At 41.7% G+C, this 25,452-nt stretch carries 22 protein-coding genes; 19 read left to right on the plus strand and 3 right to left on the minus strand.

The window, feature by feature from the left end; all coding sequences use genetic code 11:
• The first annotated feature begins 95 nt into the window (after nt 1–95).
• The 9 genes from BANVL01_RS13720 to BANVL01_RS13760 all read left to right on the plus strand — a co-directional run bounded on the left by BANVL01_RS13720 (nt 96) and on the right by BANVL01_RS13760 (nt 9,567).
• Nucleotides 96–920, plus strand: a complete 825-nt coding sequence (locus tag BANVL01_RS13720) for a sugar phosphate isomerase/epimerase family protein (RefSeq protein ID WP_066087709.1) — start codon at nt 96–98, stop codon at nt 918–920.
• Complete coding sequence (locus tag BANVL01_RS13725) at nt 917–1,912, plus strand: Gfo/Idh/MocA family protein (protein WP_066087706.1); 996 nt, start codon at nt 917–919, stop codon at nt 1,910–1,912. The genes BANVL01_RS13720 and BANVL01_RS13725 overlap by 4 nt, the downstream gene beginning before the upstream one ends.
• Nucleotides 1,913–2,014: 102 nt before the next feature.
• Nucleotides 2,015–2,992, plus strand: coding sequence for an ABC transporter substrate-binding protein (locus tag BANVL01_RS13730; RefSeq protein ID WP_066087703.1), 978 nt, complete (start codon nt 2,015–2,017; stop codon nt 2,990–2,992).
• Nucleotides 2,993–3,084: 92 nt separating this feature from the next.
• On the plus strand, nt 3,085–4,575 hold the full coding sequence (locus tag BANVL01_RS13735; RefSeq protein WP_066087700.1) for a sugar ABC transporter ATP-binding protein: 1,491 nt from the start codon (nt 3,085–3,087) through the stop codon (nt 4,573–4,575).
• An 18-nt stretch (nt 4,576–4,593) separates the two neighbouring features.
• Nucleotides 4,594–5,640 (plus strand): ABC transporter permease, encoded by a 1,047-nt coding sequence (locus BANVL01_RS13740; protein WP_066087697.1) that lies wholly within the window; start codon nt 4,594–4,596, stop codon nt 5,638–5,640.
• A 197-nt stretch (nt 5,641–5,837) separates the two neighbouring features.
• The gene (locus tag BANVL01_RS13745) at nt 5,838–6,830 is read left to right on the plus strand and encodes a macro domain-containing protein (RefSeq protein WP_066087693.1); all 993 of its coding nucleotides are present in this window, start codon (nt 5,838–5,840) and stop codon (nt 6,828–6,830) included.
• A gap of 77 nt (nt 6,831–6,907) precedes the next feature.
• Nucleotides 6,908–7,564: a vWA domain-containing protein gene (locus BANVL01_RS13750; protein WP_066087690.1), complete on the plus strand. Its 657-nt coding sequence runs from the start codon at nt 6,908–6,910 to the stop codon at nt 7,562–7,564.
• Nucleotides 7,565–7,840: 276 nt separating this feature from the next.
• A complete protein-coding gene (locus BANVL01_RS13755) occupies nt 7,841–8,392 on the plus strand; it encodes a GNAT family N-acetyltransferase (RefSeq protein WP_235845571.1) in 552 nt (183 codons plus the stop codon).
• Between the two features lie 224 nt (nt 8,393–8,616).
• Nucleotides 8,617–9,567, plus strand: a complete 951-nt coding sequence (locus BANVL01_RS13760; protein ID WP_268874939.1) for a ribose-phosphate diphosphokinase — start codon at nt 8,617–8,619, stop codon at nt 9,565–9,567.
• A gap of 113 nt (nt 9,568–9,680) precedes the next feature.
• On the opposite strand, the gene BANVL01_RS13765 is transcribed toward BANVL01_RS13760, so the two are convergent.
• Nucleotides 9,681–10,133, minus strand: coding sequence for a DUF2269 family protein (locus BANVL01_RS13765; protein ID WP_066087684.1), 453 nt, complete (start codon nt 10,131–10,133; stop codon nt 9,681–9,683).
• A 113-nt stretch (nt 10,134–10,246) separates the two neighbouring features.
• Between BANVL01_RS13765 and BANVL01_RS13770 the strand changes: the two genes are divergently transcribed.
• Together BANVL01_RS13770 and BANVL01_RS13775 are read left to right on the plus strand one after the other, a co-directional pair.
• The gene (locus BANVL01_RS13770; protein ID WP_066087683.1) at nt 10,247–11,563 is read left to right on the plus strand and encodes an MFS transporter; all 1,317 of its coding nucleotides are present in this window, start codon (nt 10,247–10,249) and stop codon (nt 11,561–11,563) included.
• A gap of 136 nt (nt 11,564–11,699) precedes the next feature.
• Nucleotides 11,700–12,773, plus strand: coding sequence for an NAD(P)H-dependent flavin oxidoreductase (locus BANVL01_RS13775; RefSeq protein ID WP_066087681.1), 1,074 nt, complete (start codon nt 11,700–11,702; stop codon nt 12,771–12,773).
• A gap of 68 nt (nt 12,774–12,841) precedes the next feature.
• Here the strand turns inward: BANVL01_RS13775 and BANVL01_RS13780 are convergent, their stop codons facing one another.
• Together BANVL01_RS13780 and BANVL01_RS13785 are read right to left on the minus strand one after the other, a co-directional pair.
• Nucleotides 12,842–13,663 (minus strand): RMD1 family protein, encoded by an 822-nt coding sequence (locus BANVL01_RS13780; RefSeq protein ID WP_066087678.1) that lies wholly within the window; start codon nt 13,661–13,663, stop codon nt 12,842–12,844.
• Between the two features lie 126 nt (nt 13,664–13,789).
• Nucleotides 13,790–14,953, minus strand: coding sequence for an acyltransferase family protein (locus tag BANVL01_RS13785; RefSeq protein WP_066087677.1), 1,164 nt, complete (start codon nt 14,951–14,953; stop codon nt 13,790–13,792).
• A 313-nt stretch (nt 14,954–15,266) separates the two neighbouring features.
• On the opposite strand from BANVL01_RS13785, the gene BANVL01_RS13790 reads away from it, so the two are divergent.
• From BANVL01_RS13790 to BANVL01_RS13825, 8 genes are all read left to right on the plus strand, one after another.
• The gene (locus tag BANVL01_RS13790; protein ID WP_066087675.1) at nt 15,267–15,710 is read left to right on the plus strand and encodes a hemerythrin domain-containing protein; all 444 of its coding nucleotides are present in this window, start codon (nt 15,267–15,269) and stop codon (nt 15,708–15,710) included.
• A 21-nt stretch (nt 15,711–15,731) separates the two neighbouring features.
• The gene (locus BANVL01_RS13795) at nt 15,732–16,043 is read left to right on the plus strand and encodes a hypothetical protein (protein WP_066087672.1); all 312 of its coding nucleotides are present in this window, start codon (nt 15,732–15,734) and stop codon (nt 16,041–16,043) included.
• 17 nt (nt 16,044–16,060) lie between these two features.
• Nucleotides 16,061–16,348 (plus strand): hypothetical protein, encoded by a 288-nt coding sequence (locus tag BANVL01_RS13800; protein WP_066087669.1) that lies wholly within the window; start codon nt 16,061–16,063, stop codon nt 16,346–16,348.
• Nucleotides 16,338–20,021, plus strand: coding sequence for a nitrate reductase subunit alpha (locus tag BANVL01_RS13805; RefSeq protein WP_066087666.1), 3,684 nt, complete (start codon nt 16,338–16,340; stop codon nt 20,019–20,021). The genes BANVL01_RS13800 and BANVL01_RS13805 overlap by 11 nt, the downstream gene beginning before the upstream one ends.
• Nucleotides 20,011–21,513 (plus strand): nitrate reductase subunit beta, encoded by a 1,503-nt coding sequence (gene narH / locus BANVL01_RS13810; protein WP_066087663.1) that lies wholly within the window; start codon nt 20,011–20,013, stop codon nt 21,511–21,513. The genes BANVL01_RS13805 and narH overlap by 11 nt, the downstream gene beginning before the upstream one ends.
• The gene (gene narJ / locus BANVL01_RS13815) at nt 21,510–22,112 is read left to right on the plus strand and encodes a nitrate reductase molybdenum cofactor assembly chaperone (RefSeq protein WP_066087662.1); all 603 of its coding nucleotides are present in this window, start codon (nt 21,510–21,512) and stop codon (nt 22,110–22,112) included. The genes narH and narJ overlap by 4 nt, the downstream gene beginning before the upstream one ends.
• 71 nt (nt 22,113–22,183) lie before the next feature.
• Complete coding sequence (gene narI, locus BANVL01_RS13820) at nt 22,184–22,873, plus strand: respiratory nitrate reductase subunit gamma (RefSeq protein WP_066087659.1); 690 nt, start codon at nt 22,184–22,186, stop codon at nt 22,871–22,873.
• A gap of 148 nt (nt 22,874–23,021) precedes the next feature.
• Nucleotides 23,022–25,403: a polyprenyl synthetase family protein gene (locus BANVL01_RS13825; protein ID WP_172800866.1), complete on the plus strand. Its 2,382-nt coding sequence runs from the start codon at nt 23,022–23,024 to the stop codon at nt 25,401–25,403.
• Nucleotides 25,404–25,452: the final 49 nt, after the last annotated feature.

The following is a 25,452-nucleotide window of genomic DNA, read 5'->3' on the forward strand; positions in this document are numbered from 1 at the left end:
CTATAAATGTAACGGATTTCATACTATAGGGTAAGAAAAAGTATTACTAAAGTAGTATTCTTTATGACGATCAATGACATTCAAAGGGGGTAGTCATGTTAGACCAGCTGGCCATCAATTCGAATACGTACCACGGTTATTCTTTAGAGGATGCGGTTAAAGGAGCCAGGAAAGCAGGTTTCACTCAAATGGAATTAGCCGCAGTGAAGGACCATACCGCCCATGTTTTGCCGGAAATGTCGACGAATGAACGAAATCGTGTCAAGGAATTGCTTCGTGATTACGGGATGAAATGCGTCGGAATCGGTGCACACAGTAATGTCATGAATGAAGAGGGAATCGCTAATCTCTTAAAAAGCATTGATTTGGCTGTCGAATTTGACTGTAACTATATCATCACGGCTACAGGTGATGCACATAACGATCTAGTTGTGATTGAAGATGAAAAGGTTTTAGCAGCGAATTTAGAACCGATTATTGAAAAGTGCGCGAAGCTGGGTAAGTTGCTTGTCCTTGAAACGCACGGAAATAACTTTCCAACCGGTGCTTCGTTAAAAAAATTAACACAGTCGCTCAATAACCGCGTCAAAATAAATTATGATACGGCAAATGTGATTTTTTACGGGAATACTTTACCCTATCAAGATTTGGAGGCTTCCATTGATTATGTGGAATTCATTCACTTGAAGGATAAGCTTGGGATTTATAATGAGTGGAATTTTCCAGCAATCGGGGATGGGGATCTAGATTTCCCTAAACTATTTGGAATACTGAAGAAAGCAAACTATAAGGGTCCAATTAGTGTTGAGATTGAATTTACCCCATCAGGCCCCGCAAATCTTGAGGAAGTAAACCAAAGTGTAAAAAGATCTTACAGCTATCTTTCCAAACTAATCAGTGCTTGGAAGAGGAAGCTATGAAGAATGTAGGGCTAATAGGTTTAGGATTTATCGGTAAGACGCATTTAGAGGCATACCAGCATATAGAAAATTGTCAGGTAACGGCAATTTGTACGAGAAATAAAGCGGCGATACCAAACCATTACAATGGTTCCATGGTGACAGACTATGAGGATTTACTAAATGATAAGGAAATCGATATCATCGATATTTGCTTGCCAACCTTTTTACATGAAGAATTTCTTATCAAAGCCGTAAATGCCGGAAAGCACATCATATGTGAAAAACCATTAACCTTAACTTTGGAGTCAGCCAATCGGATTGTCGATGCGGTTACTAAAAATAATGTAAGGTTATTTGTCGCACATGTACTAAGATTTTGGCCAGAGTATAAGTTGATTAAGTCATACAGCGAAACAAACATATTAATAGATATTGAAATTGTTCATGCCAGAAGATTAGGTCAGGCACCGGCCTGGAGCAGCTGGTTTCAAGATCCCCAAAAAAGCGGCGGTGCCTTATTTGATCTCCATATTCATGATATTGATTTCGTCTATTATTTACTCGGCCCAGTTGACACTGTCTATGCAGTTGGGACGAAAAACAAATATGGGGCTTGGGATCATGTGATGACCACCCTAACTTTTAGGAATAAGTGTAAAGCCTTCATAGAAGCATCACAGCGAATGCCACGAGGATATCCCTTTACTTTTGACTTTAGGGCCCAGGCTGGCCAAGGTACAGTGGAATTTAAGGTTGCTGCGGGTGAAAATATCGAAAACATTCATGCCAGCAATCATCAATTTATTTACTACACTAACCAGAAGAAGTCTTCAATCGAAATAAAAAAAGAGGATGCCTTTCAAAATGAGCTGGCGTATTTTGTGAATTGCGTAGAAACGAACCAAGAAAATCATGTGATTCCATTAGACGACGTACTGTATACCCTTAAGTTGTTAAAGGCCGTTGAATGTTCCTTAGAAACAAAGCAAAAAGTTTGGGTTAAGATGTGAAATCATTGGAATGAAGTTGTCTGTTTAGTGTTTCAATCTTGAAATATTTTTGAAAGGTTCTATTTTTACTAGATTATAAGGACTACTAAGGGGGTTCGTCAAATGAAAAAGGCTCTATCTTTACTGTTGCTGGTTGCATTGATCATGGTACCAATTCTTAGCGCCTGTGGTGAAAAAACAACAAGTAATGACACAGGTAAAAAAGACGACAAAGGGACCAAAAAGCACAAGATTGGGATTTTGGCACCAGCGGTAACACATGGCTGGGTGGCTGCAGTTGCCTATAATGCCGAAGCTCGTGCAAAAGAATTGTCCGGTGAGGTAGAATACAAGATTCAGACGAGTACAAATGCCCAGGAAATGACTTCCCAATTAGATGATTTAAAAACATGGGGAGCTGAGGCCATTGTTGCTTTCCCGCAATGGGAAGGCATGGAGGTGCCGATTAAGCAGGCAATGGATGCAGGGATTAAGATTGTAAACTTTGATATCAAAATTGATGTCGATGGTGTGTACCGAGTTGCCGGCGACAACAAGGATATGGGGATACAAGGAGCTAAATATATTGTCGATAAAATCGGGAAAGAAGGAACGGTTGCCATTCTGGAGGTGCCTTCTTCAGGATCCGTTTCAGTACTGAGAAAAGAAGGATTTGTTGATACCCTGAAAGATCTTGCGCCAGATATGAAGCTTCTCACCTATGCCACACAGTTTACACGAGAAGATGGGTTGAAGGATTTTGCTGATATTTTGACAAAGAATCCAAAGATAGATGCCGTGTATTCCATGGATGATGAAACCTCAATCGGTGTTCTGCAAGCAATTAAAGAAGCGGGGAGAACCGATATTAAGGTCGTTACTGGCGGTGGCGGAATGCAGGAATATTTTAAGATGATGCCTGAAAATAATGATATCTTCATCGAGTCGGCACTTTATAGTCCAGCGATGGTAAAAGATGCTGTGAATGTTGCGCTTAAGCTTTTAAATGGTGAAAAAGTTGCGGAGGAGACAATTATTCCGACAACGATTGTAGATAAATCCAACTATAAGGATTTCTTTGACGATAAATCACCGTATTAATCGATTATTATAATGGACCTAAATAGAAATATTGGAGGGGTTATGGCAGTTGCTATAGCCTCTCTTTTAACAAAGGACTGGATGTGATTGTCATGTTAATCGAGATGAAAAATATTCGAAAGTCTTTTGGAAGCAATAACGTACTGAAAGATGTGTCATTCACACTAAGTGGCGGTGAGATATGTGCTTTACTTGGCGAAAATGGGGCAGGAAAATCAACCTTGATGAACATACTTGGCGGCGTTCATCAAATGGATGATGGAACAATCGCCCTTGATGGGAATCAAGTGCAGTTCAGCACGCCGGCACAATCACAGGAGGCGGGAATTGCCTTCATTCATCAGGAATTGAATCTCATTAATGATTTACCAATCTATGAAAATATGTTTCTTGGGAGAGAGTTAATAACCAAGAGAGGAAGCCTTGACTTGGAAAGAATGATTCGCGAAACCGAAGATGTGTTCCAACAAATGAATGTAAACCTGAATCCCAAAACGATGGTTCATGACCTTGATGCATCCTATAAACAAATCGTTGAAATCTGCCGGGCCATGATGATGAAGGCATCGATCATTATTATGGATGAACCAACGACCTCCTTAACGGATCAGGAAATCGAACGTGTCTTTACCATGATGAGAACCTTGAAAGATAACAATGTGGGGATTATTTTCATTTCACATAAATTGAATGAGGTTCTGCAAGTTTGCGAGAAATTCATCGTTCTCCGCGATGGACAACTTGTCGAAGAGGGTATGGTTAGTGAAGTCACGACTGATGACCTTGCCCGCTTCATGGTGGGTTATGATGTAAGAACCGAACCGCTTCTACGAGAAAAAAGAGTAGGAAGTGAGGTATTGCGTGTAGAAGGACTTACATATAAACATACTTTTCGCAATATCGATTTTTCAATCAGGGAAGGTGAAATCCTTGGGGTTACTGGACTCCTTGGTGACGGACGAAGTGAACTTTTTCAAGTGATTTTTGGAGCAGAAAAAATGTCATCTGGAAAAATTTTCTTGAACGGAAAAGAAGTAATCCTCAAGAGTACAACCCAGGCGATCAATCATGGGATTGCCTATCTGCCAAGAAATCGAAAAGAAAATGGAATCATCAAGGATATGAATATTTTTGAAAATGCCTCGATTGTCACGTGGCCTAAATTTTCAAAACGAGGTGTTATTCAGACCCAACAGCACGAAGCTAATTTTGAAAAACAACGGCAAGCTTTAAGGATTAAGATGGGGAAGTTAACGGACAGCATCAATAGTCTCTCAGGAGGAAATCAACAAAAAGTGGTGTTAGCCAAGTGGCTTTCAGCTGGCCCGAAACTGCTTATATTAGACAACCCGACCCAAGGGGTAGATGTGGGGGCGAAAGAAGATATCTATGATATTATTCTTCAACTGGCGGAAGAAAACATTGCTGTCGTCGTGCTTTCAAGTGAAGGGCAGGAAATCATTCGCATTTGTGACCGCGCACTTGTCATGTACCACGGTGTTATTCAAGGGGAAGTGGCGGGAGAGGAAATGAACCTGCAAAATATCATGAGTCTGGCAACGGGTGGACAGCTGACTAGGTAGGAGAGGAGGCATAGAAGGATGGAAACTGAAGTTGTAAAATCCAATAAAAACTTTTTTAGCTGGTTTCGAGCAAAATGGACGGACGTTCCGTTGTTTAGTATCGGCATCGCCTTCTTGATTATGGTCATCTTGCAGACATTGGTCCTTGGATTTGATTATGATTCAGTCGGCAGCTGGTTTCAATCGTGGTTGAATAACTGGATTAATATCCTGCGAAATAATGCGGGTATCGGGATTATTGCTCTAGGGATGACCCTGGTCATTATGACAGGAGGGATTGATTTAGCTGTCGGTTCTACATTGGTTATGACAGGTGCCTTCGCAATGATTCTTCTCGACACTGGCACAAGAGGGATCCTAGGAATCTTGGGAATGACCGGATTTCCCGCCTTTGTTGTTACGATTATTTTAGTAGTGCTTGCCGGCTATTTGTTGGGGTCACTTATAGGTTTATCCATTACGAAGGGGAAGGTTCCTCCCTTCATTGTGACATTGGGTGCGATGATGATTTTTAGAAGTGTCACACAGCATTTCATGCAAGGGTATAATCCGAAGGTGCCAATGGAATTTTTACAGATTGCTAGTTTTAAAATTGGAAATTATATGATCATGCCTATTATCTATTGGGCTATCATTACCTATATTCTATACTTCGTGTCCAAGAGAACGACCTTTGGAAGACAGATTATTGCTGTGGGATCCAATGAAAGAGCGGCGAAACTTTCCGGTGTCAATGTGGAAAAAGTTAAGCTCCGTGTCTACGCTTTGATGGGACTCCTCGTTTCGATTGCTGCGCTCATTCAGGTTTCTCGGATTGGTTCGATGGACTTTTCGAATGCTGGAAGAGGAATGGAAATGGATGCGATTGCAGCTGCTGTCGTCGGTGGAACGAGTATGATGGGCGGACGAGGCTTCATCATGGGAACTGTTTTTGGGATGTTGATTATCGCCGTCATGAACAACCTATTGAATCTATTTGGAGTGCCGCCCTTCTTAAGAGAAGCCTTTAAGGGGATTATCGTGATTGGCGCCGTACTTTTGCAAAGAAAGGAAAAAGCTTCTTAGGGACTAGGGTCAGGTTTCTTGTCCCACCTTAGTTGGCGCCGCCCTATACTTAGCAAATTGTGTGCCAGGCACCATCCATAAAATAGGATGGTGCCTGGCACATTTATTGTATTATATCAATAGTAGTTGGGATTTGGTGTTTGCTTAAACATTAAAGTAAAATAAAGGTAAATGTATTGTAGGGAAGGGAAGAAATTATGCCATTAGAAATTGTTCGCCATGATATTACAAAGATGAATGTAGATGCGATTGTAAATGCTGCGAATACAGCACTGAAAATGGGTGGTGGTGTATGTGGAGCAATATTTCAAGCAGCAGGTGCCAGTGAGTTGGAAAGGGCATGCAATCAAATAGGTGAGTGTAAGGTTGGAGAAGCCGTTATTACTGATGGATTTAATTTGGATGCAAAATATATTATTCATACACCAGGTCCTATTTGGCAAGGCGGTTCATATCAAGAAGCAGCTCTGTTAAAGGCATCTTATTATAACTCTTTGGAACTAGCAAAAAATCATCAATGTGAATCTATCGCTTTTCCGTTGATTTCGACTGGCATATTTGGTTATCCAAAAGAGGAAGCCTTACAAATCGCAGTTTCCATCATCAGTTCCTTTTTATTAAATCATGACATGCTCGTTCAGCTGGTAGTTTTTGATAAGAAATCCTTCGGGATAAGTAAGAAACTATTTACATCCATTCATCAATATATTGATGAGCATTATGTAGAGGAAGTAGCAACCACTTATAATCGCAAAAGAAAAGAACGATTTATAATGGAACAAATACAGGAGGTCGAAATTCTTCATCATGAAGAGGCCGATTATTCCTTAGTAAACCTATTGAACCAGCTAGACGAATCTTTTTCTGAGCGGCTGCTTCGTTTCATTGATGAAAAAGGAATGACAGATGTTGAGACGTATAAAAGGGCAAATATTGACCGGCGCTTGTTCTCTAGAATCCGGAATGAAGCTGATTATACTCCACATAAAAAAACCGCTGTCGCTTTTGCGATTGCATTAAAGTTAACTTTAGAGGAAACAAATGAGCTGCTAGCTGCAGCCGGCTATACCATGTCACGCAGTAGGAAATTTGATGTCATTATTGATTTCTTTATCGGGCAAGCAAACTATAATATTCATGAAATCAATGAAGCCTTATTTGCTTTTGACCAGTCACTACTCGGTGCTTAAAATGTCGCTTTCCAAGCGACCACTTCTAACCGAATAATTGTTATCCTGAGTTTATCAAAGAACGGGGGATGGCGATTATGAAAAAGAATTTAACCGAATTAGTGTTTATATTAGATAAAAGCGGCTCAATGGCAGGGCTTGAAACAGATACAATCGGCGGCTATAATTCAATGCTGAAGAAACAGCAGAATGCTGAAGGAGAAGCGATTGTTACGACTGTATTATTTGATCACGATTATGAATTATTACATGATCGAATCAATGTAAAGGGTTTATCTCCTATTAGCGATGAAGAATATGAGGTAGGCGGCACCACTGCGTTATTGGATGCGATTGGTTTTACCATTCAAAAAATGGTGAATGTACAAAAGAGAACAAGTGAGGGGGAACGTGCAGAAAAAGTCCTATTCGTTATTACTACGGATGGGATGGAAAATGCCAGCCGTGAATTCACCCCGGACAAAATCAAAAAAATGGTTCAGTTTCAAAAAGAGAAATTCGGCTGGGAGTTCCTGTTCCTTGGTGCCAATATCGATGCCGTTTCAACCGCTGCACGATTTGGAATCGAAGAGGACTTCGCCGTAGAATACCATGCTGATCATGTAGGAACGCAAGTAAATTATGAAGCGGTTAATGAAGCTGTGACTAACCTACGAGGCGGCAAGAAGATTGATCGGAGCTGGAAGGAAGGAATTGAAAGGGATTATAATCAGCGATCAAGGAATGAATCTTAAGGGACTGATCCATTCATAGTCCTGACCAACAATAAAGTGCCAGGTACCACCGATTTTCCGGATGTTGCCTGGCACTTTATTTTTTATTTCACCAATGACAAGATTTGAAATTCTCCTTTCCATTCATAAACCGCTTTGGAATTACTGTGAAGAGTATGACTTTTTTACCAAGCAACATATAAGTCTATGTTAAAATAAAGAAAAATATGATTTGGTTAAAAAATCAATTATAACAATAGACTGATATCGAATTTTGAAATGGTTGGAGGCGATTTCGTGTTTTATCAAGATAATGAATTATTGATACGGCCAATAATAGAGGAAGATTTACCAGTACTTTGGAAGCTGATTTATCAAGAGGAATCCCCAGAATGGAAAAAGTGGGACGCACCCTATTTTGAACATAAGCGAATTTCTTTTGATGAATACATAGGTCAAAAAGAAAAATGGATTAACCGAGAGGATCGCTGGGCAATTGTTGTGAATGGTGAGGTTGTGGGTACAGTCGGCTATTACTGGGAGCATGAACCTTCAAACTGGCTCGAGATGGGAATCGTGATTTACACTCCCACCTATTGGAGCGGCGGTTATGGTACAAAGGTTCTTCGACTTTGGAGCAATCATTTATTCCAAACGATGCCTTTAGTTCGAGTCGGCTATACAACCTGGTCAGGAAATGAGCGGATGATAAAGGTTGGAGAAAAGCTAGGGATGACAATGGAGGCCCGGCTTCGAAAATGCCGGTACTACAATGGAAAATATTACGATTCTATTAGAATGGGTCTGTTGCGTGAGGAATGGGAGGCAAATCCACGATTTCGTGAGTAAAACAACGATTGCAATCATTGTAATTGCGTCGCTAGTGCTTTTATTTGCGAATCGAAATTTTAGGCAAATGTAATGTGTATTTCCAAACGTCTTATTGTATTTTTTCGAAAATCGACGATTATATGCTGTGTATTTCCTACCACTATATTGTTTAGTATAGTAAAATAAGATGAATGTATAAAGTAAGAGACAATTTGAAATTTACACAATGTGGAGGAAATAAGGTGCCTTATCAATTAAATAACAGATTTAAAATGTTTACATTGAATTCAAATCAAACGCTTGCAGCCGAGATGGCCGAGCTTTTGGGTTGTGAGTTGGGGAAATGCTCTGTAACTAAATTCAGTGATGGAGAAATTCAAATTCATATTGAAGAAAGCGTTCGCGGCAGTGAGGTATTTATTGTTCAATCGACCTCCTACCCGGTTAATGAAAATATTATGGAGCTTCTCATTATGCTGGATTCCTTGAAAAGGGCTTCTGCGAGAACAATTAATGTGGTCATTCCTTATTTTGGATATGGACGCCAAGATCGAAAGGCTCGTTCTCGGGAACCGATTACCGCGAAACTAGTGTCTAACCTGTTAGAAGCTGCTGGAGCAACTAGAGTTCTTACAATGGATCTCCATACACCACAGCTACAAGGTTTTTTTGATATTCCCGTTGACCACTTATTTGGCGTTCCTATCCTTACACAGTATTTTAAAAATAAAGGATTAGACAATATTGTTGTCGTTGCGCCGCATAATGGCAGCATCGGAAGAGCAAGAAAAATGGCGAACCTTTTACATGCTCCGCTTGCACTTATCGATAAACGAAAACTGGAAGAAAATGAATACGAAATCCTCAATGTCATTGGGAATGTTGAAGGGAAAAATGCTATTATTATTGATGATTTAATTGATACAGCTGAAACGATAACTTCCGCAGCTAAGGCGTTAGCAGAATACGGAGCAACATCCATCTATGCGGGATGTACTCATCCTGTTTTCACCGAGCAAGCGATTGAAAAAATTCAACTGTCAGCGATTAAAGAATTAGTAGTGACAAATACAATAGAGTTACCTGAAGAGAAACTGATTGGAAAAATAAAAATGATTTCCGTTGCGCCATTGCTTGTAGAAGCGATTGATCGGATCCATAATGAAAAAGCCGTAAGTCCTTTATTTGAATAAGTTTGATGGAAAGCTGACTACCTAAGGTAGTTGGCTTTTTCCTATCAAATCGAAATGGTTGCATTTTTCGAGAATAAATGAATAAAATCCCGTAAGACCATTGATTTTAAGTATTAAAATGGTTTAATTGTCATTAGAATAATTAAAATAACAGCTGAAACATGCAAGGTATTATTAAGCGGTATAGCTTGTTTAGCTACCATAATATATTCCGCTGGCAGCTTTTCACCATCATGTTTTTCAAGGATTTCCATTTGAAGATTAGCTTTCTTCGGAAGCATCCCTGCAGCGATTGGCTGCACCGCTATGTAAATGACGATGGAGACAATATACCAAATTTCCTTAAATAAGTCTGGATGCATAATGGCCATGATGATGCCTGTTATCAGCAATGTGATACTTCCAATTTTGGCTAATTTCTCCGTGCCTTGTGAAACTGACAGAGCAAACTTAGCCTGAGATACATTTTTAACCTTCCCCATCAAAACAGGCATACCAAATGTAGAACCAAGTCCAACTACTGCTGCGACAATGTGAATGAGTAAAACAAATGAGTAAAATGTCATATTCTTTACTCCTCCTTTATTACTATTTTTTGATTATACTAATTTTATAGAAAAATTAGAACACCTATTTTTATGTTACTCCTACATTTAAAAAGGAAAGGCGGACTGATTGTTTGTCCCATACAGCAGATAATTCAAAAGCTTTAGAAAGTGAACACAATAGGATACAAAATTACATTGATTCTCCTGAAAACCAAAGACAGTTATATAGACGGACATTGATAGTTGTAGTTATTTCACAAATCTTTGGAGGTGCCGGACTTGCTGCAGGAATTACGGTCGGGGCACTAATCGCTCAAGATATGCTAGGTACAGATCGATTTGCCGGCGTTCCTACCGCATTGTTCACTTTAGGTTCAGCAGCAGCAGCCTATCTTGTAGGGCGGCTTTCTCAACGTTATGGACGCCGGTATGGACTTGCCGCCGGATTCTTGACTGGCGGTATTGGCGCAATCGGAGTAGTGATATCAGCATTGACTAATAACCTTCTATTGCTCTTTGCCTCTCTATTAATCTATGGAGCTGGTTCAGCAACCAACCTCCAAGCTCGGTATGCGGGTACCGATATGGCCAATACGAAACAGCGGGCAACAGCCATTAGTATTGCCATGGTATCAACCACGTTTGGAGCTGTTGCAGGCCCAAACCTGGTTGATGTCATGGGGGGATTTGCTGCGTCAATCGGTGTTCCGACTTTAGCGGGTCCTTTCATACTGGCTGCAACAGCTTTTATCCTTGCCGGATTGGTACACTTAGTTTTCCTCAGCCCTGATCCACTCCTGGTAGCTAACGGCCTTGCAGCAATGAAAAGAAGGGGAAAGGAAGAACTTTCAACTGTGAACTCCAGCGATAGTCAAAGGTTAGAGGGGCGAGGTATCGTTGTTGGAACAGCACTCATGATTTTTACCCAAATGGTTATGGTTGGCATTATGACGATGACACCCGTACATATGAGGCACCATGGACATAATTTGAGTGAAGTTGGAATGGTCATCAGCATTCATGTAGCCTTCATGTACCTGCCGTCCTTCGTGACTGGCATTCTCGTTGATAAGGTTGGCAGAACGGCAATGGCTATTGCTGCTGGCGCCACTCTGCTTGCAGCCGGTGTTTTTGCCGCTCTTGCACCTGCCGATTCCATGCTGTTTTTGATCATTGCACTCGCTTTGCTTGGGCTTGGCTGGAACTTCGGTTTGATTTGCGGCACAGCACTTATTGTAGATGCAACACATCCTTCAACACGTGCAAAAACACAGGGAACGGTAGATGTTTTAATCGCATTAGCTGGAGCGACTGGTGGAGCAGTTTCGGGGATGGTGGTTGCCCAATCAAGTTACGCAACACTCTCACTTGCAGGAGGCATCTTTTCCCTGCTGCTGATTCCAGTTGTGTTATGGTCGCGTTATAAACCGATTAGTTCGGATTCATAATGAAAAAATGCAGGGACAGAAGGACAGGCACGGCGTCCCAACTTCTATTAAAAGTGATTAACTCCAAATCGGTAGATTTCTAGTGGGACAATAAACCTGTCCTTTTTTCCCATTTAAAATTGAAAGGAAGTTGTTTATGCGCCTAAACACAGAACTATGTGAAAAACTGGGTATTGATTTTCCGATTATTCAAGCTGGTATGGCTGGAGGTCCTACAACCGTGGACTTGGTTACCAATGTTTCTAATGCAGGAGGGTTAGGGACCTTAGGTGCGGCCTATATGAAACCGGAAGAGATGAGAACAGCGATTCGAAAAATAAAAGAGCGGACAACAAAGCCATTTGCCGTTAACTTATTTTGTACCAATTGGCAAGATCACTATGAAGGAGTAGAAGAGTCTCAGAAGGTACTGAATCCGATTCGAGAAAAGTTAGGTTTGAAGTATATGGATCAGCAGGTGATGACGAACAACTTTTTTGATAAACAATTTGAAGTCCTATTGGAAGAAAAAGTACCTGTACTGTCTACAGCTTTCGGTGTTCTTCCCCGGGATAAAATGGCTGCAGCCAAGAAACAGGGAATAACAGTTACCACGATGATAACAACTGTTCGAGAAGCTCAACTGGCAGAAAATGAGGGTGCAGATATCATCATTGCCCAGGGTAGTGACGCCGGCGGTCATAGAGGAACATTTGAAATCGAAAAAGATACTCTTGGAGCTGCAATCGGAACCTTTTCCCTTGTCCCCCAGGTAGTGGATGCTGTTTCGGTACCAGTGGTGGCTGCAGGCGGAATCATGGATAGCCGCGGCATTGTTGCCGCATTAGCACTAGGGGCGCAAGCGGTTCAAATGGGAACGGCTTTCTTAACTACTATAGAGTCTGGTGCACATCCAGTATATAAACAAGCACTAATTAATAGTACAGAAGAAAGTACGGTTATTACAAAAGTCTTTTCAGGCCGTCCAGCAAGAGGAATTAACAATGCTTTTATTCAAGCCTACCAAGATGCAAAAATTCCCCCTGCTGACTTCCCAACCCAAAACACGTTAACCAGTGACATTCGCAGGGCAGCAGCCTTTCAAAATAATCCCGACTATATGTCGCTATGGGCTGGGCAGGCTACAAGACTATTACTAAACGAAATAACTGCTGAGAACCTAATAAGAAAGTTAGTAGCAGGTGCAGACCGAATTCTTTCTAGTAAATAATTAACTTAAGGGTTCATTCCCCCGACGCGATAAAGCTTTATAGCGCCGGGGGAATGAACCCATTTTTACTAGTATTTTATAATCGTCAGAATAATCTCAAAGAGAATGAGGAAGACGATAATCCATTCCACGAAGAGTCCACGGATGGAATGACTAATGGTGGAAAAACCATTCATGATGTTGTATAAAATGTCCGTTTTATTTTTCAAAATGATATATCTGTCGTTTAATTCAAAAAACTCGACCATTTTGTCGTAAAATTCGTTCGCTGTACTGCTTGTCCAAGTTATATCAGGTTTATCTAATATCATGATATACGCAAGCGTGTTGTATTCGTGGCGGACGATTTTCGCGGTCGTCCTCGCCAGTTCTTTATTGCCGATTCTCAGCCTGCCTTTTTCCAGCCGGTCAATCATCGTTTCGAGTTTATCATGGATTTTCCCAAGCTGTTCCTCTGTTTTTTCAAGTGCCACTGATTTGGCAAGGACTGTGGAAATTAACTCCGGAAAATAAACCTCATATTCCGGAACCACAATATATTCGTCCGTCAACTCAATATTCTCGGTTTGTTTAATATGAAGACTGTAATCGTCCGTATATCTATTAGTATTCTTGAGTTCAATATCCGGCTCAAAGGAATGGAGGTATTTCAAAAAACAGGTTATCTCATCGGTGTGCGAGTGATTGATAAAGACAACGCTGCCAAAGGAAAAGACCATCACCATCTGTGAGTCGGCCAGCTTTTTTTGCAGAATGGTTTGGAGAATATCGCCTTTTAAAATCAAAGGCTGCTCCCAGGTAAACTTTTTGGGAATGCCACATTGAATGGCAATTTGGTTTAAATCAATTTCATTCGTAATCGCAAATGCCTTAAAATGGATGGGAGTCATTCTAATCACTCTTTCCGGTGAAATAGTAAAATGGCAAGAAGAAAAATCACCATTTCTATCAATCTCTTACTACTATTATTTCTATGAGAAGGATAGCTAGATTAGAATGACAATGGTTTTTAAATTTTAAACTGTCTTATTTTGCTTTTGTTTGAGTAATGGTGAGGCTTTTTTAGTTTTTACTCCAAACAAATATCGTGTCATTCCTGTTCGCTTAATGATTAGTTCAAAAATTAATAGCGAAGCGACTAGTGTTGATAGCATGATCAAGATAAATTTTGCCGAAACACTCATGTCTAATCGGATCACATAATAGCCAATCACCACTAATACACTTTGATGAATAATATAAATCGGAAACGCCGCTTCATTTAAGTAGGATAATATTTTATGACGGAAATTTAAAATTTTATTTCCAAATCCAAGGATGACAATCAGTCCAAGTAGCGTATTAAGGGATCGAAAAAACGTGAGAAAGATAGAGATTGCGGAAAAATCCTTCGCACCCTGGTTATGTGCGACAAGTACCGCCCAGATTGGAACGAGTATTAACACCATTATAAGTGCCTTGAAACGATAGCGATTAAACATTTCTTGATAGCTTGGGTCACTGCAGGATATATATCCAATGAGTAGGATGGCTAGATAGAAGAAGGGGTTTTGACCTCCAGGTGCAGGTAATGCTTGGGCAATGGTTAAAACAATAAAAAGGAAAATAAAAATGAATGGATGACTGAAAATCTTATGAAACTTATTCACGAAATCTTTTCTTTTTTGGTTATTCAAAAACGTAAAGACCGGTAATGCAGCAACTGAAAGTACAAATAAATAAAGGATAAACCAGAGATGTGCCGGTGTAAAGGTTCCAAAATATCCCGACAAATCACTAAAATCGGTGAAAAAATTTTTAAAAAACATAAAATAGGAGCCGGCAGTTTTCCCAGTGTGATCAAGGATGGCAAAATAGCCTTGCGGCGGAACAATGAAGAGAACTCCAAATAATAGCGGGATCAATAATCGATTGGATCTTTCTTTTAGAAAAAATGATGTGGATTTCACGCGCAGGGCATACCAACTGGCCGATCCGGCTAACCAGAATAGGAGCGGCATAAACCATAAGTTTGCAACGGAAATAAACCAGCTTAATCCCCAGCTCAACGTTTCATTTTTTACATAAAAAGGATCCCAATGATCAAAAACTCTAGCAGAATGAAACGGGAATAATAGCAAGATTGCAAAATTTCTTAGCCAATCAATATCATATCTTCGTAACGATTCTTTATTATCCATTTTTTCTCCTTCAATCTTGTTTTTATTTCCAATTTTACATGGAAAAAGAAATTTTGAATAGAGTTTTTATGGTCTTTTTTGGAAAAGGGTGTCAGGCACCATGTGAAAAATTCACATGGTGCCTGACACCCTTTTTGTTCACAATTTAGAAACTTTATTCCCCGCTGTTTGTGTTTATCGATGGGAAATCTGGATAGGATTATAGGATTTGGGTTTAGTTGGAAAATAAAAGGGTAAAGTAAGCATAGAATAAGCAGTAGGGATTATTTACCACGTTTTCAAGTTAAAAGTTAATAAGAGGGAGTGTAGTGAATTGTCAGGACCGAGCTTGAGAAAACCGGATGCACATTCATCCATCCATGAGGCAGCGCTGAATGAGGCATTAGAGTTGCGAAATTTATTCCAAAAATGTCTGGATGATGGTGAAATAGAAAAGGCCTTACAGGTTATAGAAGTAACAATTGAACATTGGGAGACACGTACCCTGAAACATGCGGAAGCGGAAGAGGAAGGTTTATATAAAGACATCGTCAAAGAAAATCCAGGACTAAAATCTACAGTTATCCAACTAACACGTGACCATGATCTTATGCGCCGGATCGTAGAAAATATGAAAGTGATGTTGCAAACACAGGAACCAGATAAACGGATGATTTCCATGTTAGACAGTCTTGTCCTCATTGATGAGATTCATAATGAAGATGAAATGAATAATCTTCTAGGAATGGAAAAAAATAACCTAGGGAAAATTAGCTAATTTAGGGAAATGGGGTTGAAGATGAGTAATAAACCCGTTTTAGAGGAAAAGTTATTACGTTTTGCGGCACCAGCACTCTATCAGAAAATGGCCGAAACCTTTTCAACCTTGAATATCCATACTTTCGATATCCATGGAACAGTTGTAAAAAGGGAAGATGGCTATGAAGTTACATTAAGGTTTTCGCCTTCTTTTTCACAGTCTGCGACAACAAAGGTAAGCTTTGAACAAGCAATAAAACCTGATGAAGAGGTAGTTCGTTTTTTTGAAGAAACCGCAGAGAAATGTAAATCGGAGTTAATTTCGGATTACTATAAAATGATTAAACTGTAGAAGGAGTGAATTGTCCATTGTTTTCATTTGAAACGGATCCATTACTTGTCGATGATCGAGAGGACTTAATTGCCGTACTCAGAATGCGATTTGGTGAGATATCTGGAGAAATGATCCAAAGAATCTATGAAATAGAGGATATGAATACACTTCAGAGACTTATTCTTGCAGCAGCAAATGCGGCCAATTGGAAGGTTTTCCTTGAGGAATTTCAGAGCGGGGAAGACTCGTTTCGCCTTTTGGGAGAAGAATTTAATCCATTAGGAGAAATTCTAAAAGGAAGAGGTGACGTTGATGCGGTCTAAAAAAAATAATCTGTTCGATTCCCTCAAGCATTTAGTCCGTGGTGAACGGATTAATGATGGCTGGACAGAAGAGAATCCCCGTCCGCGAGATTGGGAGGAGGTCTACCGGAGGCGCTGGCAGCATGATAAGGTCGTCCGTTCGACGCATGGCGTAAACTGTACCGGCTCATGCAGCTGGAAAATACATGTGAAGGATGGAATTATTGCGTGGGAAACCCAGCAAACAGATTATCCGTCAACAGGGGATGATTTCCCCGAATACGAACCAAGGGGATGTCCTCGTGGTGCCAGCTTTTCATGGTATACATACAGTCCTACCCGGGTGAAGTATCCGTATGTCCGCGGAGACTTGTTTGCGTTATGGCAAGATGAGCTTAAACAGGCAGAAAATCCTGTTCAGGCGTGGGAAAATATTGTAACTGATCCGAAAAAGCGCGAACAATATGTGAAGGCACGTGGTAAAGGTGGTTTTGTCAGGGGAACGTGGAAGGACGTTTGTCAAATGATCGCCGCCTCGACCATTTATACAATAAAAAAATATGGACCAGATCGGATTGTCGGTTTTAGTCCGATTCCGGCCATGTCAATGGTCAGTTATGCAGGTGGAACGAGATTTTTATCGCTTATCGGCGGCACGATTTTAAGCTTTTACGATTGGTATGCCGATCTTCCTCCCGCTTCACCACAGGTTTGGGGTGATCAGACAGATGTTCCCGAAAGTGGTGACTGGTATAACTCCAAGTATTTCATCATTTGGGGAACGAATATCCCGCAAACGAGAACACCTGATGCCCACTTTATGGTGGAATCCCGCTATAACGGCACGAAGGTCGTAGGGGTAAGCCCTGATTATGCGGAATATGATAAGTTCGCAGATATGTGGCTGCCGGCCAAAGCAGGTACAGATGGCGCGCTTGCGATGGCGATGACGCATGTCATTTTAAAGGAATTTTATGTGGATAAAGAAACACCTTATTTTAGCGATTATGCTAAACAATACACGGACCTGCCCTATCTGGTCACGTTAACGAAGAAGAATGGAAGCTATCGTTCCGATCGTTTTTTACGAGCATCTGATATTTCAGACCAGGAAGATAAGCTAGGTGATTGGAAAACCGTTGTCTGGGATGACAATCGCAAGAATTTTGCGATTCCAAACGGCAGTCAGGGGTTTAGATGGGATGATAGTACCAAGTGGAATTTGGATTTGACAGCGGAAGATGGCTCAGAAATTAATCCGCTGCTTAGCTTTTTAAATGAAAATGATGTTGTGGCAATGGTTGAATTTCCTTATTTTGCTGAAAAAGAGGGCGGAAAAAGCGAACGTGGTGTTCCGGTTAAGCGGATTAAGGACCAATTAGGCAATGAACTAATCGTAACAACTGTCTATGATCTGATGCTTGCCCATACGGGGATCAACAGGGGTCTTCAAGGTGATTATCCGGCGGATTATAACGATGCCAATAAGCCGTATACACCTGCATGGCAGGAAAGTATTACGGGTGTGAATAAGGCACATGTAATTCAGGTGGCGAGAGAGTTTGCCGACAACGCTGCCCGGACGCAAGGGAAATCAATGATTGCCATGGGCGGCGGCACAAATCACTGGTTCCACAGTGATCAAATTTATCGGTCGATACTAAATCTCGTTTTATTAACGGGTTCCCAAGGAGTAAATGGCGGCGGCTGGGCACATTATGTTGGGCAAGAAAAGGTCCGTCCTATAGAAGGATTTTCACAAATTGCCTTTGCCAATGATTGGGTCAAATCACCGCGCTTTATGAACGGGACGTCCTTTTTTTATTTTGCAACTGAACAATTCCGCTATGAATATGATTTTAATGATTCAGAGACGGACTGGGGCAGTCAATATGCAAAAATGCACCCCGCGGACTTTAATGCGATGTCAGCACGCCTTGGCTGGCTGCCAAGCTTTCCACAGCTTTCACAAAATTCCTTGGATGTCATGAAAGAGGCGCGGGCGCGTACGAGTGACGACCAGGCACTGTTTAAGGATGTAGCTCAACAGCTGAAGGATGGAAAGCTAGATTTTGCGATTGAAAATCCCAATGACCCACGAAACTTTCCAAGAGTGTTTTTTAACTGGCGTTCGAATTTGCTTGGTGACAGTGGGAAGGGACACGAGTACTTTGTGAAACATCTAATTGGATCGAAGGATTCAGTGCTATCAGATGTTGAAAACTCCTGGCAGCCTACCGACGTGAATATTTCTGAAAAGCCGCCTGAAGGGAAGACCGACTTGTTTGTCAGTATGGATTTTCGGATGACAAGCTCAGGACTGTTCTCTGACATTATCCTGCCGGCGGCAACCTGGTATGAAAAACATGATATCAGCAGCACCGATCTCCATCCGTTTGTCCATCCATTTAATGCGGCGATTAATCCGCCATGGGATACGAGGAGTGATTGGGATGCGTTCAGGGAAATTGCAAAAGTCTTTTCAGAGCTTGCGAAGGAACATCTTCCTGCGCAGGAAGACCTGATCATGTCACCACTTGCCCATGATACGATTAATGAAATTGCCCAGCCGTTTGGAAAAGTGATGGACTGGCGTAAAGGGGAAGTAGAAGCGATTCCTGGAAAAACAATGCCTAACTTCACGATTTTGAAACGAGATTATCCCCATGTTTATGATATGTGGATTACGGTCGGCCCTAATATTAAAAACGGCTACGGTACAAAGGGTGTGTGGATTCCGGGGGAAAATGTCTATAAGGAATTACTCAGCCGGCTTGGAACTTCCAAGCATGAGGGGATTGGGAAGGGCTACCCCGATTTATATTCCGATAAAAAGGCGATTAATGCCATCCTGTTAATGTCTGGAGCCACAAACGGAAAACGGGCGGTTGAGGGCTGGAAGTCAATGGAGGAAAAAACAGGTAAGAAATTAGCTCATATCTCCGAGGGACGGGAAGAAGAGGATTATACGCTCGATGCGTTAACGATTCAACCGCGTCAGGCGATTTCGACACCAGTTTGGAGCGGACTTGAGAATGATAACCGCCGCTATTCGCCGTTTACGGTGAATAAAGAATTTCATATTCCGTGGCATACCTTGACAGGACGGCAAAGCTTTTACCTCGATCATGAGGTTATGCTTGATTATGGTGAGGGTCTTCCCTTGTATATTCCACCAATTTCAAAGGGACCGTTTATTAAGGGAGAAAATGAAATTGAGGGCAGCGGCAAATCGATTACACTACGTTATATGACTCCCCATCAAAAGTGGGGCATTCATACGATGTTTACCGATACAACCCATATGGTTCAGTTGTTCCGCGGCTGGCAGGTCGTCTGGATGAATGAAGAGGATGGAGCCGAAATTGGGATTAAGGATAATGATTGGATTGAGCTATACAACCGTAACGGGGTGGTGGTGGCTAGGGCTGTACTGACCTACCGGATGCCGCGCGGGGCTGTTTACATGCACCATGCCCAGGACCGAACAATGGGTGTCCCGGGTAATACGATTAATAAAACACGCGGCGGTACCCACAACAGTGTTACGAGAATTTATCCGAAGGCAACCCATATGATTGGCGGTTATTCACAGCTTAGCTACGGATTTAATTATTATGGACCAACAGGCAGCCAGCGGGATACATTGGCGATTATCCGGCCATTAAAGGAGGTCGATTGGCTTGAAAATTAAAGCACAAGTGGCAATGGTTATGCACCTTGATAAATGTATTGGCTGTCATACTTGTTCGGTAACATGTAAAAACGTTTGGACAAACCGTCCGGGGATGGAGTACGTCTGGTATAACAATGTGGAGACACGCCCGGGGCCGGGTTATCCTAAGGAATGGGAAAATACCGACCGTTACAAGGGTGGCTGGGTCATGCGAAATGGCAGGCTGCATCTACGCGCGGGTGGACCAATCTCGAAACTCGCGAATATTTTTTACAATCCCAATATGGCGGAACTGGACGATTTTTATGAGCCATGGACCTATGATTTTAAACATTTACATGAGAGTCCCAAGAAGGAAAATTTACCGGTAGCACGTCCGGTGTCCATGATAACGGGTAAGTATATCGATAAGCCTGAATGGGGGCCGAACTGGGATGATGACCTGGCCGGCGGCAGTGCAGTGGTTCCAATGGATCCCAATGTCCAAAAGATTCAGGAACATATTGCGATGGAATATGAAAAAACATTCATGATGTATTTGCCAAGAATTTGTGAACATTGTCTGAATCCATCCTGTGTTGCTTCGTGTCCAACCGGCGCTTTATATAAAAGGGACGAAGATGGGATTGTTCTTGTTGACCAGGATGCCTGCAGGGGCTGGCGTTTCTGTCAAAATGGCTGTCCCTATCACAAGGTGTATTACAATTGGAACACCCATAAAGCGGAAAAATGTAATTTCTGTTATCCACGGACGGAAGCAGGTCTTCCGACGATTTGTTCAGAAACCTGTGTTGGGCGGATTCGCTATATTGGGGTGGTCTTATATGATGCTGACAGGGTGAAGGAAGCGGCTTCTGTTGAAGATCCGAAGGAATTGTATGAGGCACAGCTTTCCGTCTTTTTAGATCCATTTGACCCTGAAGTCATCGAGAAGGCTGAGGAACAGGGGATTAATCATAGCTGGATTCAAAGCGCTCAGGAATCTCCCATTTATAAAATGGCGATGAAGTGGAAAATAGCGCTGCCACTCCATCCGGAATATCGGACATTGCCGATGGTCTGGTATGTGCCGCCGCTCAGTCCAATCATGAATCATATTACCAATGAGCAGGAGTTATCGGCAGATGGCTATATTCCAGCAGTGGATCAAATGAGAATTCCAATGGAATACTTAGCTTCTTTATTAGCTGCTGACGATACCGCTGTGATTCGCAGGGTATTGCTAAAAATGGCAGCGATGCGGGTTCATATGCGGGAAAAAACAGTCGGTGGAGGCGATAAGCTGAAGGTAAGCAAGTTGTTGGAAGAAGCAGGGACGACACCAGAAGAGCTGGAAGAAATGGCGCGCTTACTTGCGGTTGCCAAATATAATGAACGATTCGTGATTCCGACAGGACGGCGCGAAATGGATGATGGCTTACATTATAAACAGGGTTCGTGCAGTATTGAAGACCTGGCACCGCCGGAAGGTATGACAACTTATCCATATGAAAGAAATGAAAGTCAATGACGAATGAATCTGCTGCACTTCTAGTCATCATGTCCCGGATGTTGGAGTACCCAGATCACTCTTTTTTCGAGGAGAAAACTGTCATTGAAGATTTCTTGAATGATAACATTCCCTCGGAAACGAATCGGAAAGAAATCATAAAGCGGCTCCAGCCTTTATATGAAATGGGGCTCAACGACCTGCAAGAACTATATGTGGAAACATTCGATTATAAGGAAAAAACAAGCCTCTATTTAACCGCTCATGAGCTTGGTGACAGCCGGAAACGTGGTGCTGCCTTGGTAAAATTACAGAAGCTCATTTGTGAAGGGGGCTATGAATATGAAGGCAAGGAATTGGCTGACTATATCCCGATGCTGCTAGAGCTTTTGGCAGTCGCACCACAGGAGGAGAATTTCATTAGACTTGAACGTCGGTTATCCTTTGCCACCCATCGGCTCTTGAACAATCTTCCCACTGGGAATCCATATTCGAAAGCCATTGAACTATTGATGATGTTTGTCTTTACTGCACCAGGAATTGAGGAACTGGCACTATTGGAAAATGAACGTGAGGAAGCAGATTTGGAGGAACTTCCATACCCGATGATGTACCGATAAATAGGGCATAATGATATTCGGTTTGAAATCGTACTACTAAGTTACCTACAAGCTATTTAAGGAGGTTAGTGATGGAACAAATTTTCTGGTGGACTATTTTCCCCTATATTTGCGGTACCATCCTGATCGTCGGGACGTTTTACCGCTTTATCTTTCGCGGAAAAAGCTGGTATGCCCCATCAACTGAAATTTTTGAAAAAAAGTGGTTACGAATGGGATCTGTCATTTTTCATTATGGGATTATCTTTGCCTTTATCGGCCATGTAATGGGAGTATTGATTCCTATTAGGTTTTATGAAGCAATCGGCGTTAATGAACATCTGTATCATTTTGGTGCAATTGCTGGCGGTGGTCTGGCTGGACTGATGGTGGTATTTGGGCTTGTTGTCATGCTCATTCGGAAGTTCTCATTTCCACGGGTTCGGGTACATACCACGTTGGCTGATTATTTTACGATCGTTTTGCTCCTCATAATTGCGGCAATGGGGACCTATATGACGCTAATCTATAGTACGACAGTTGTAGCGTATGAATATCGATTAACCATTGGTCCTTGGTTTCGGAGCCTATTCACCTTCCAGCCATTGTCCGAACTTATGATAGGGATCCCGACCCTATTTAAGGTTCATGTTATTTTGTCTTTTTTCTTATTTGCGTCAATACCATTTACTCAGCTTGTTCATATGTTCAGCTTCCCAGCCCGTTATCCAACGCGGGCGCCACAACAATATCGATCTCGGGATGGATATGATAAGAGCTAAAACAAAAGGGTCAGACCACCGGTGAACTAAAGTGTTAACGCACCGGGGGTCCGACTCCTTTTTCTTTTTTGTAATAAAGATGGTATTTATTGCTTATATTTAAATATATTTTAATAGTTTTTAAGAAAACATGAAGTAGAGGTATTGTATGAACTGGATGAATGAGGAGTTAGTAAAAAATGCCGATGCATGTTACCGGCTGGCTGAGGAGAAGGCTGCTGATTATTTTCAATCACTTTATGAGCTAGTCATACAAAAGACCTATATCCCAACCCTGACAAAAGATTTTCAATCCTGGAAACAGAACCATATCCATCATCCTTCCTTATTATCCTTTTTTTCGCGAGGAAAGGGAAAACCTGATTCTCGCGAGTATCACCATTATATTCAATGGCTGGATTACAGAGGCAAACTAGATAATTATCTGGAGCGAAGCATCTCCTATATTTTCATGCGCGACCTTGGGAAAGGACTTGACTCATCTGACACTAAAAATAGGGTTCGGCGTACAGTTGACAATTTAAAGAACCACTTGACAATTGACCGAGGAGATAAAACTGAGTCGTTTAGTATGGCCGGGTTGTACCGATGGGCACAGAAGGAAGGTGTTGAATCCACGATTATCTGGGTATTTGACAAACTGAAGACTGTTTCCTCCAATATTCCAAAGGGGATGGATGCGGAGCAAGCCCGGCGAAAACTTATTAAAATCATTGCCGGAGTACTGTTGCACGAGTTTGAAGAGATGGGTTCGGAGCTAGCTGCCGAAGAACGGACTCACAAACTAGATAAGGCAATTAGGCTTGGGTTTGCCTATGGTCTGACCTATCCCTTCATTGACGATCTTCTTGATTCAGACGTTTTGTCCGCTAATGAGAAAAAACAATATTCAGATTTGATACGTGCTACACTTATCACAGGAACTGTGCCGAAATTGGGCAAGTGGACTGGCAGTAACACAAATCTGATCCGGTATATTCATAAAGAACTACGTGAGGCCTTTGAGTATATTAAGGGCTGCCAGGGGGCGGGGTCAAGGAGGAAATTTTTAGAGCAAGCCTATGTGTTTTTTCATTCCCAAGAAATCGACCGTGTAAAGGATATTTCCAATGAAAATTACACGAATGAAGAGCTTTACATCCCGATTATTTTAAAATCCTCTTCTTCAAGATTGATTGCCCGTTCGGTACTCAGCGCTCCTGAGGATGAGGGCTTTGATAACCGAACATTCTTTTATGGCATTTACAACCAGCTGGCGGATGATTTTGCTGATATGTTTGATGACTTGAAGGACGGTGCAGTGACACCCTACACCTATTATCTGAAACATCATCTAAGGCGCCCCGATCTTATCAACCCCTTTGAATTATACTGGACGGTCCTTTACAATTTAATCCATAACGTCTATCACTCTGATACCACGACGAGTGAGGTGATGTTGGATCGTGCAATTAACGGACTAAAACGTTTTAGGGAACGATTCGGAACCAAACAATACAACGAAGTGATGGAGTTGTTTGCTTCTGGAAATCTGAAATTCAAAGGTATCATCGAAAAAATGGTTCGGAAAGCGGATGATGTGGATTTCTTAGATAAATTGCTTCGGGACCATATGATGACCATTCTGAAAAATGAACGGAAAGAGCAGGAAGATTTTTTAGATACGATCGAAATCGTCCGAAATCAGATTAACCACATCTTGCCTATTCCTAAAATCGACCATAATCCTTTGCTGGTAGAGCCCATCACTGATGCGGCTAATTACAGTTTAAAAGGCGATGGAAAGCGACTCCGCCCAATCGTGGCTTGGGTCATGGGCATTCATGAATACGGATTAAAAATTTCTACAATCGAGCCGCTTCTGAAATCATTAGAATATATGCATACCGCCTCACTAATCTTCGATGATCTGCCATCCCAGGATAATGCGTCCATCCGCAGGGGGCGTCCAACCCTCCATAAGACGTACAACATTGCCATCGCAGAATTAACAGCACTCTTTCTGACCCAGAAGGCTACTGAGGAACAAGCATCAATTGACCAGTTTGATTCGAAAACAGTGCTGAAGTTGATACAATATTCGGCTCAAATGACAGCAGATATGTGTAGGGGACAGGCGATGGACTTAGATTCCAAAGGGAAACCCTTGACACTGGAACAATTGAATCTGATGTGCTTTAATAAAACCGGGATAGGTTTCGAAGCTTCGCTCATCATGCCTGCGATTCTCGCACAGACTAATGAATTGGAAATACGTGCCTTGAAAAAATATGCCTACCATACCGGCATCGCGTTTCAGATAAAGGATGATTTGCTTGATGTGGAAGGCGAGCTGTCCAAACTCGGCAAATCGATTGGCAAAGATGCTGAAAACAAAAATTCAACCTTTGTGTCAATCCTAGGTCTGGAAGGTGCCAGAAAGGCGATGTGGGAACATTACTGTCTTGCCATAGACGCGTTGCAAAAGGTGCAGTTAAAGACAACTTTTTTGAAGCATTTATTGAATTATATTGTTAACAGAGATCATTAAACGGTAGTGATATTTAAAAAACTGAAACTGCTTTAAGATTTATAAAGAA

The sequence above is a fragment of the Neobacillus novalis NBRC 102450 genome, from assembly GCF_001591805.1.
In the GTDB taxonomy this organism is placed as follows: Bacteria; Bacillota; Bacilli; order Bacillales; family Cytobacillaceae; genus Neobacillus; species Neobacillus novalis.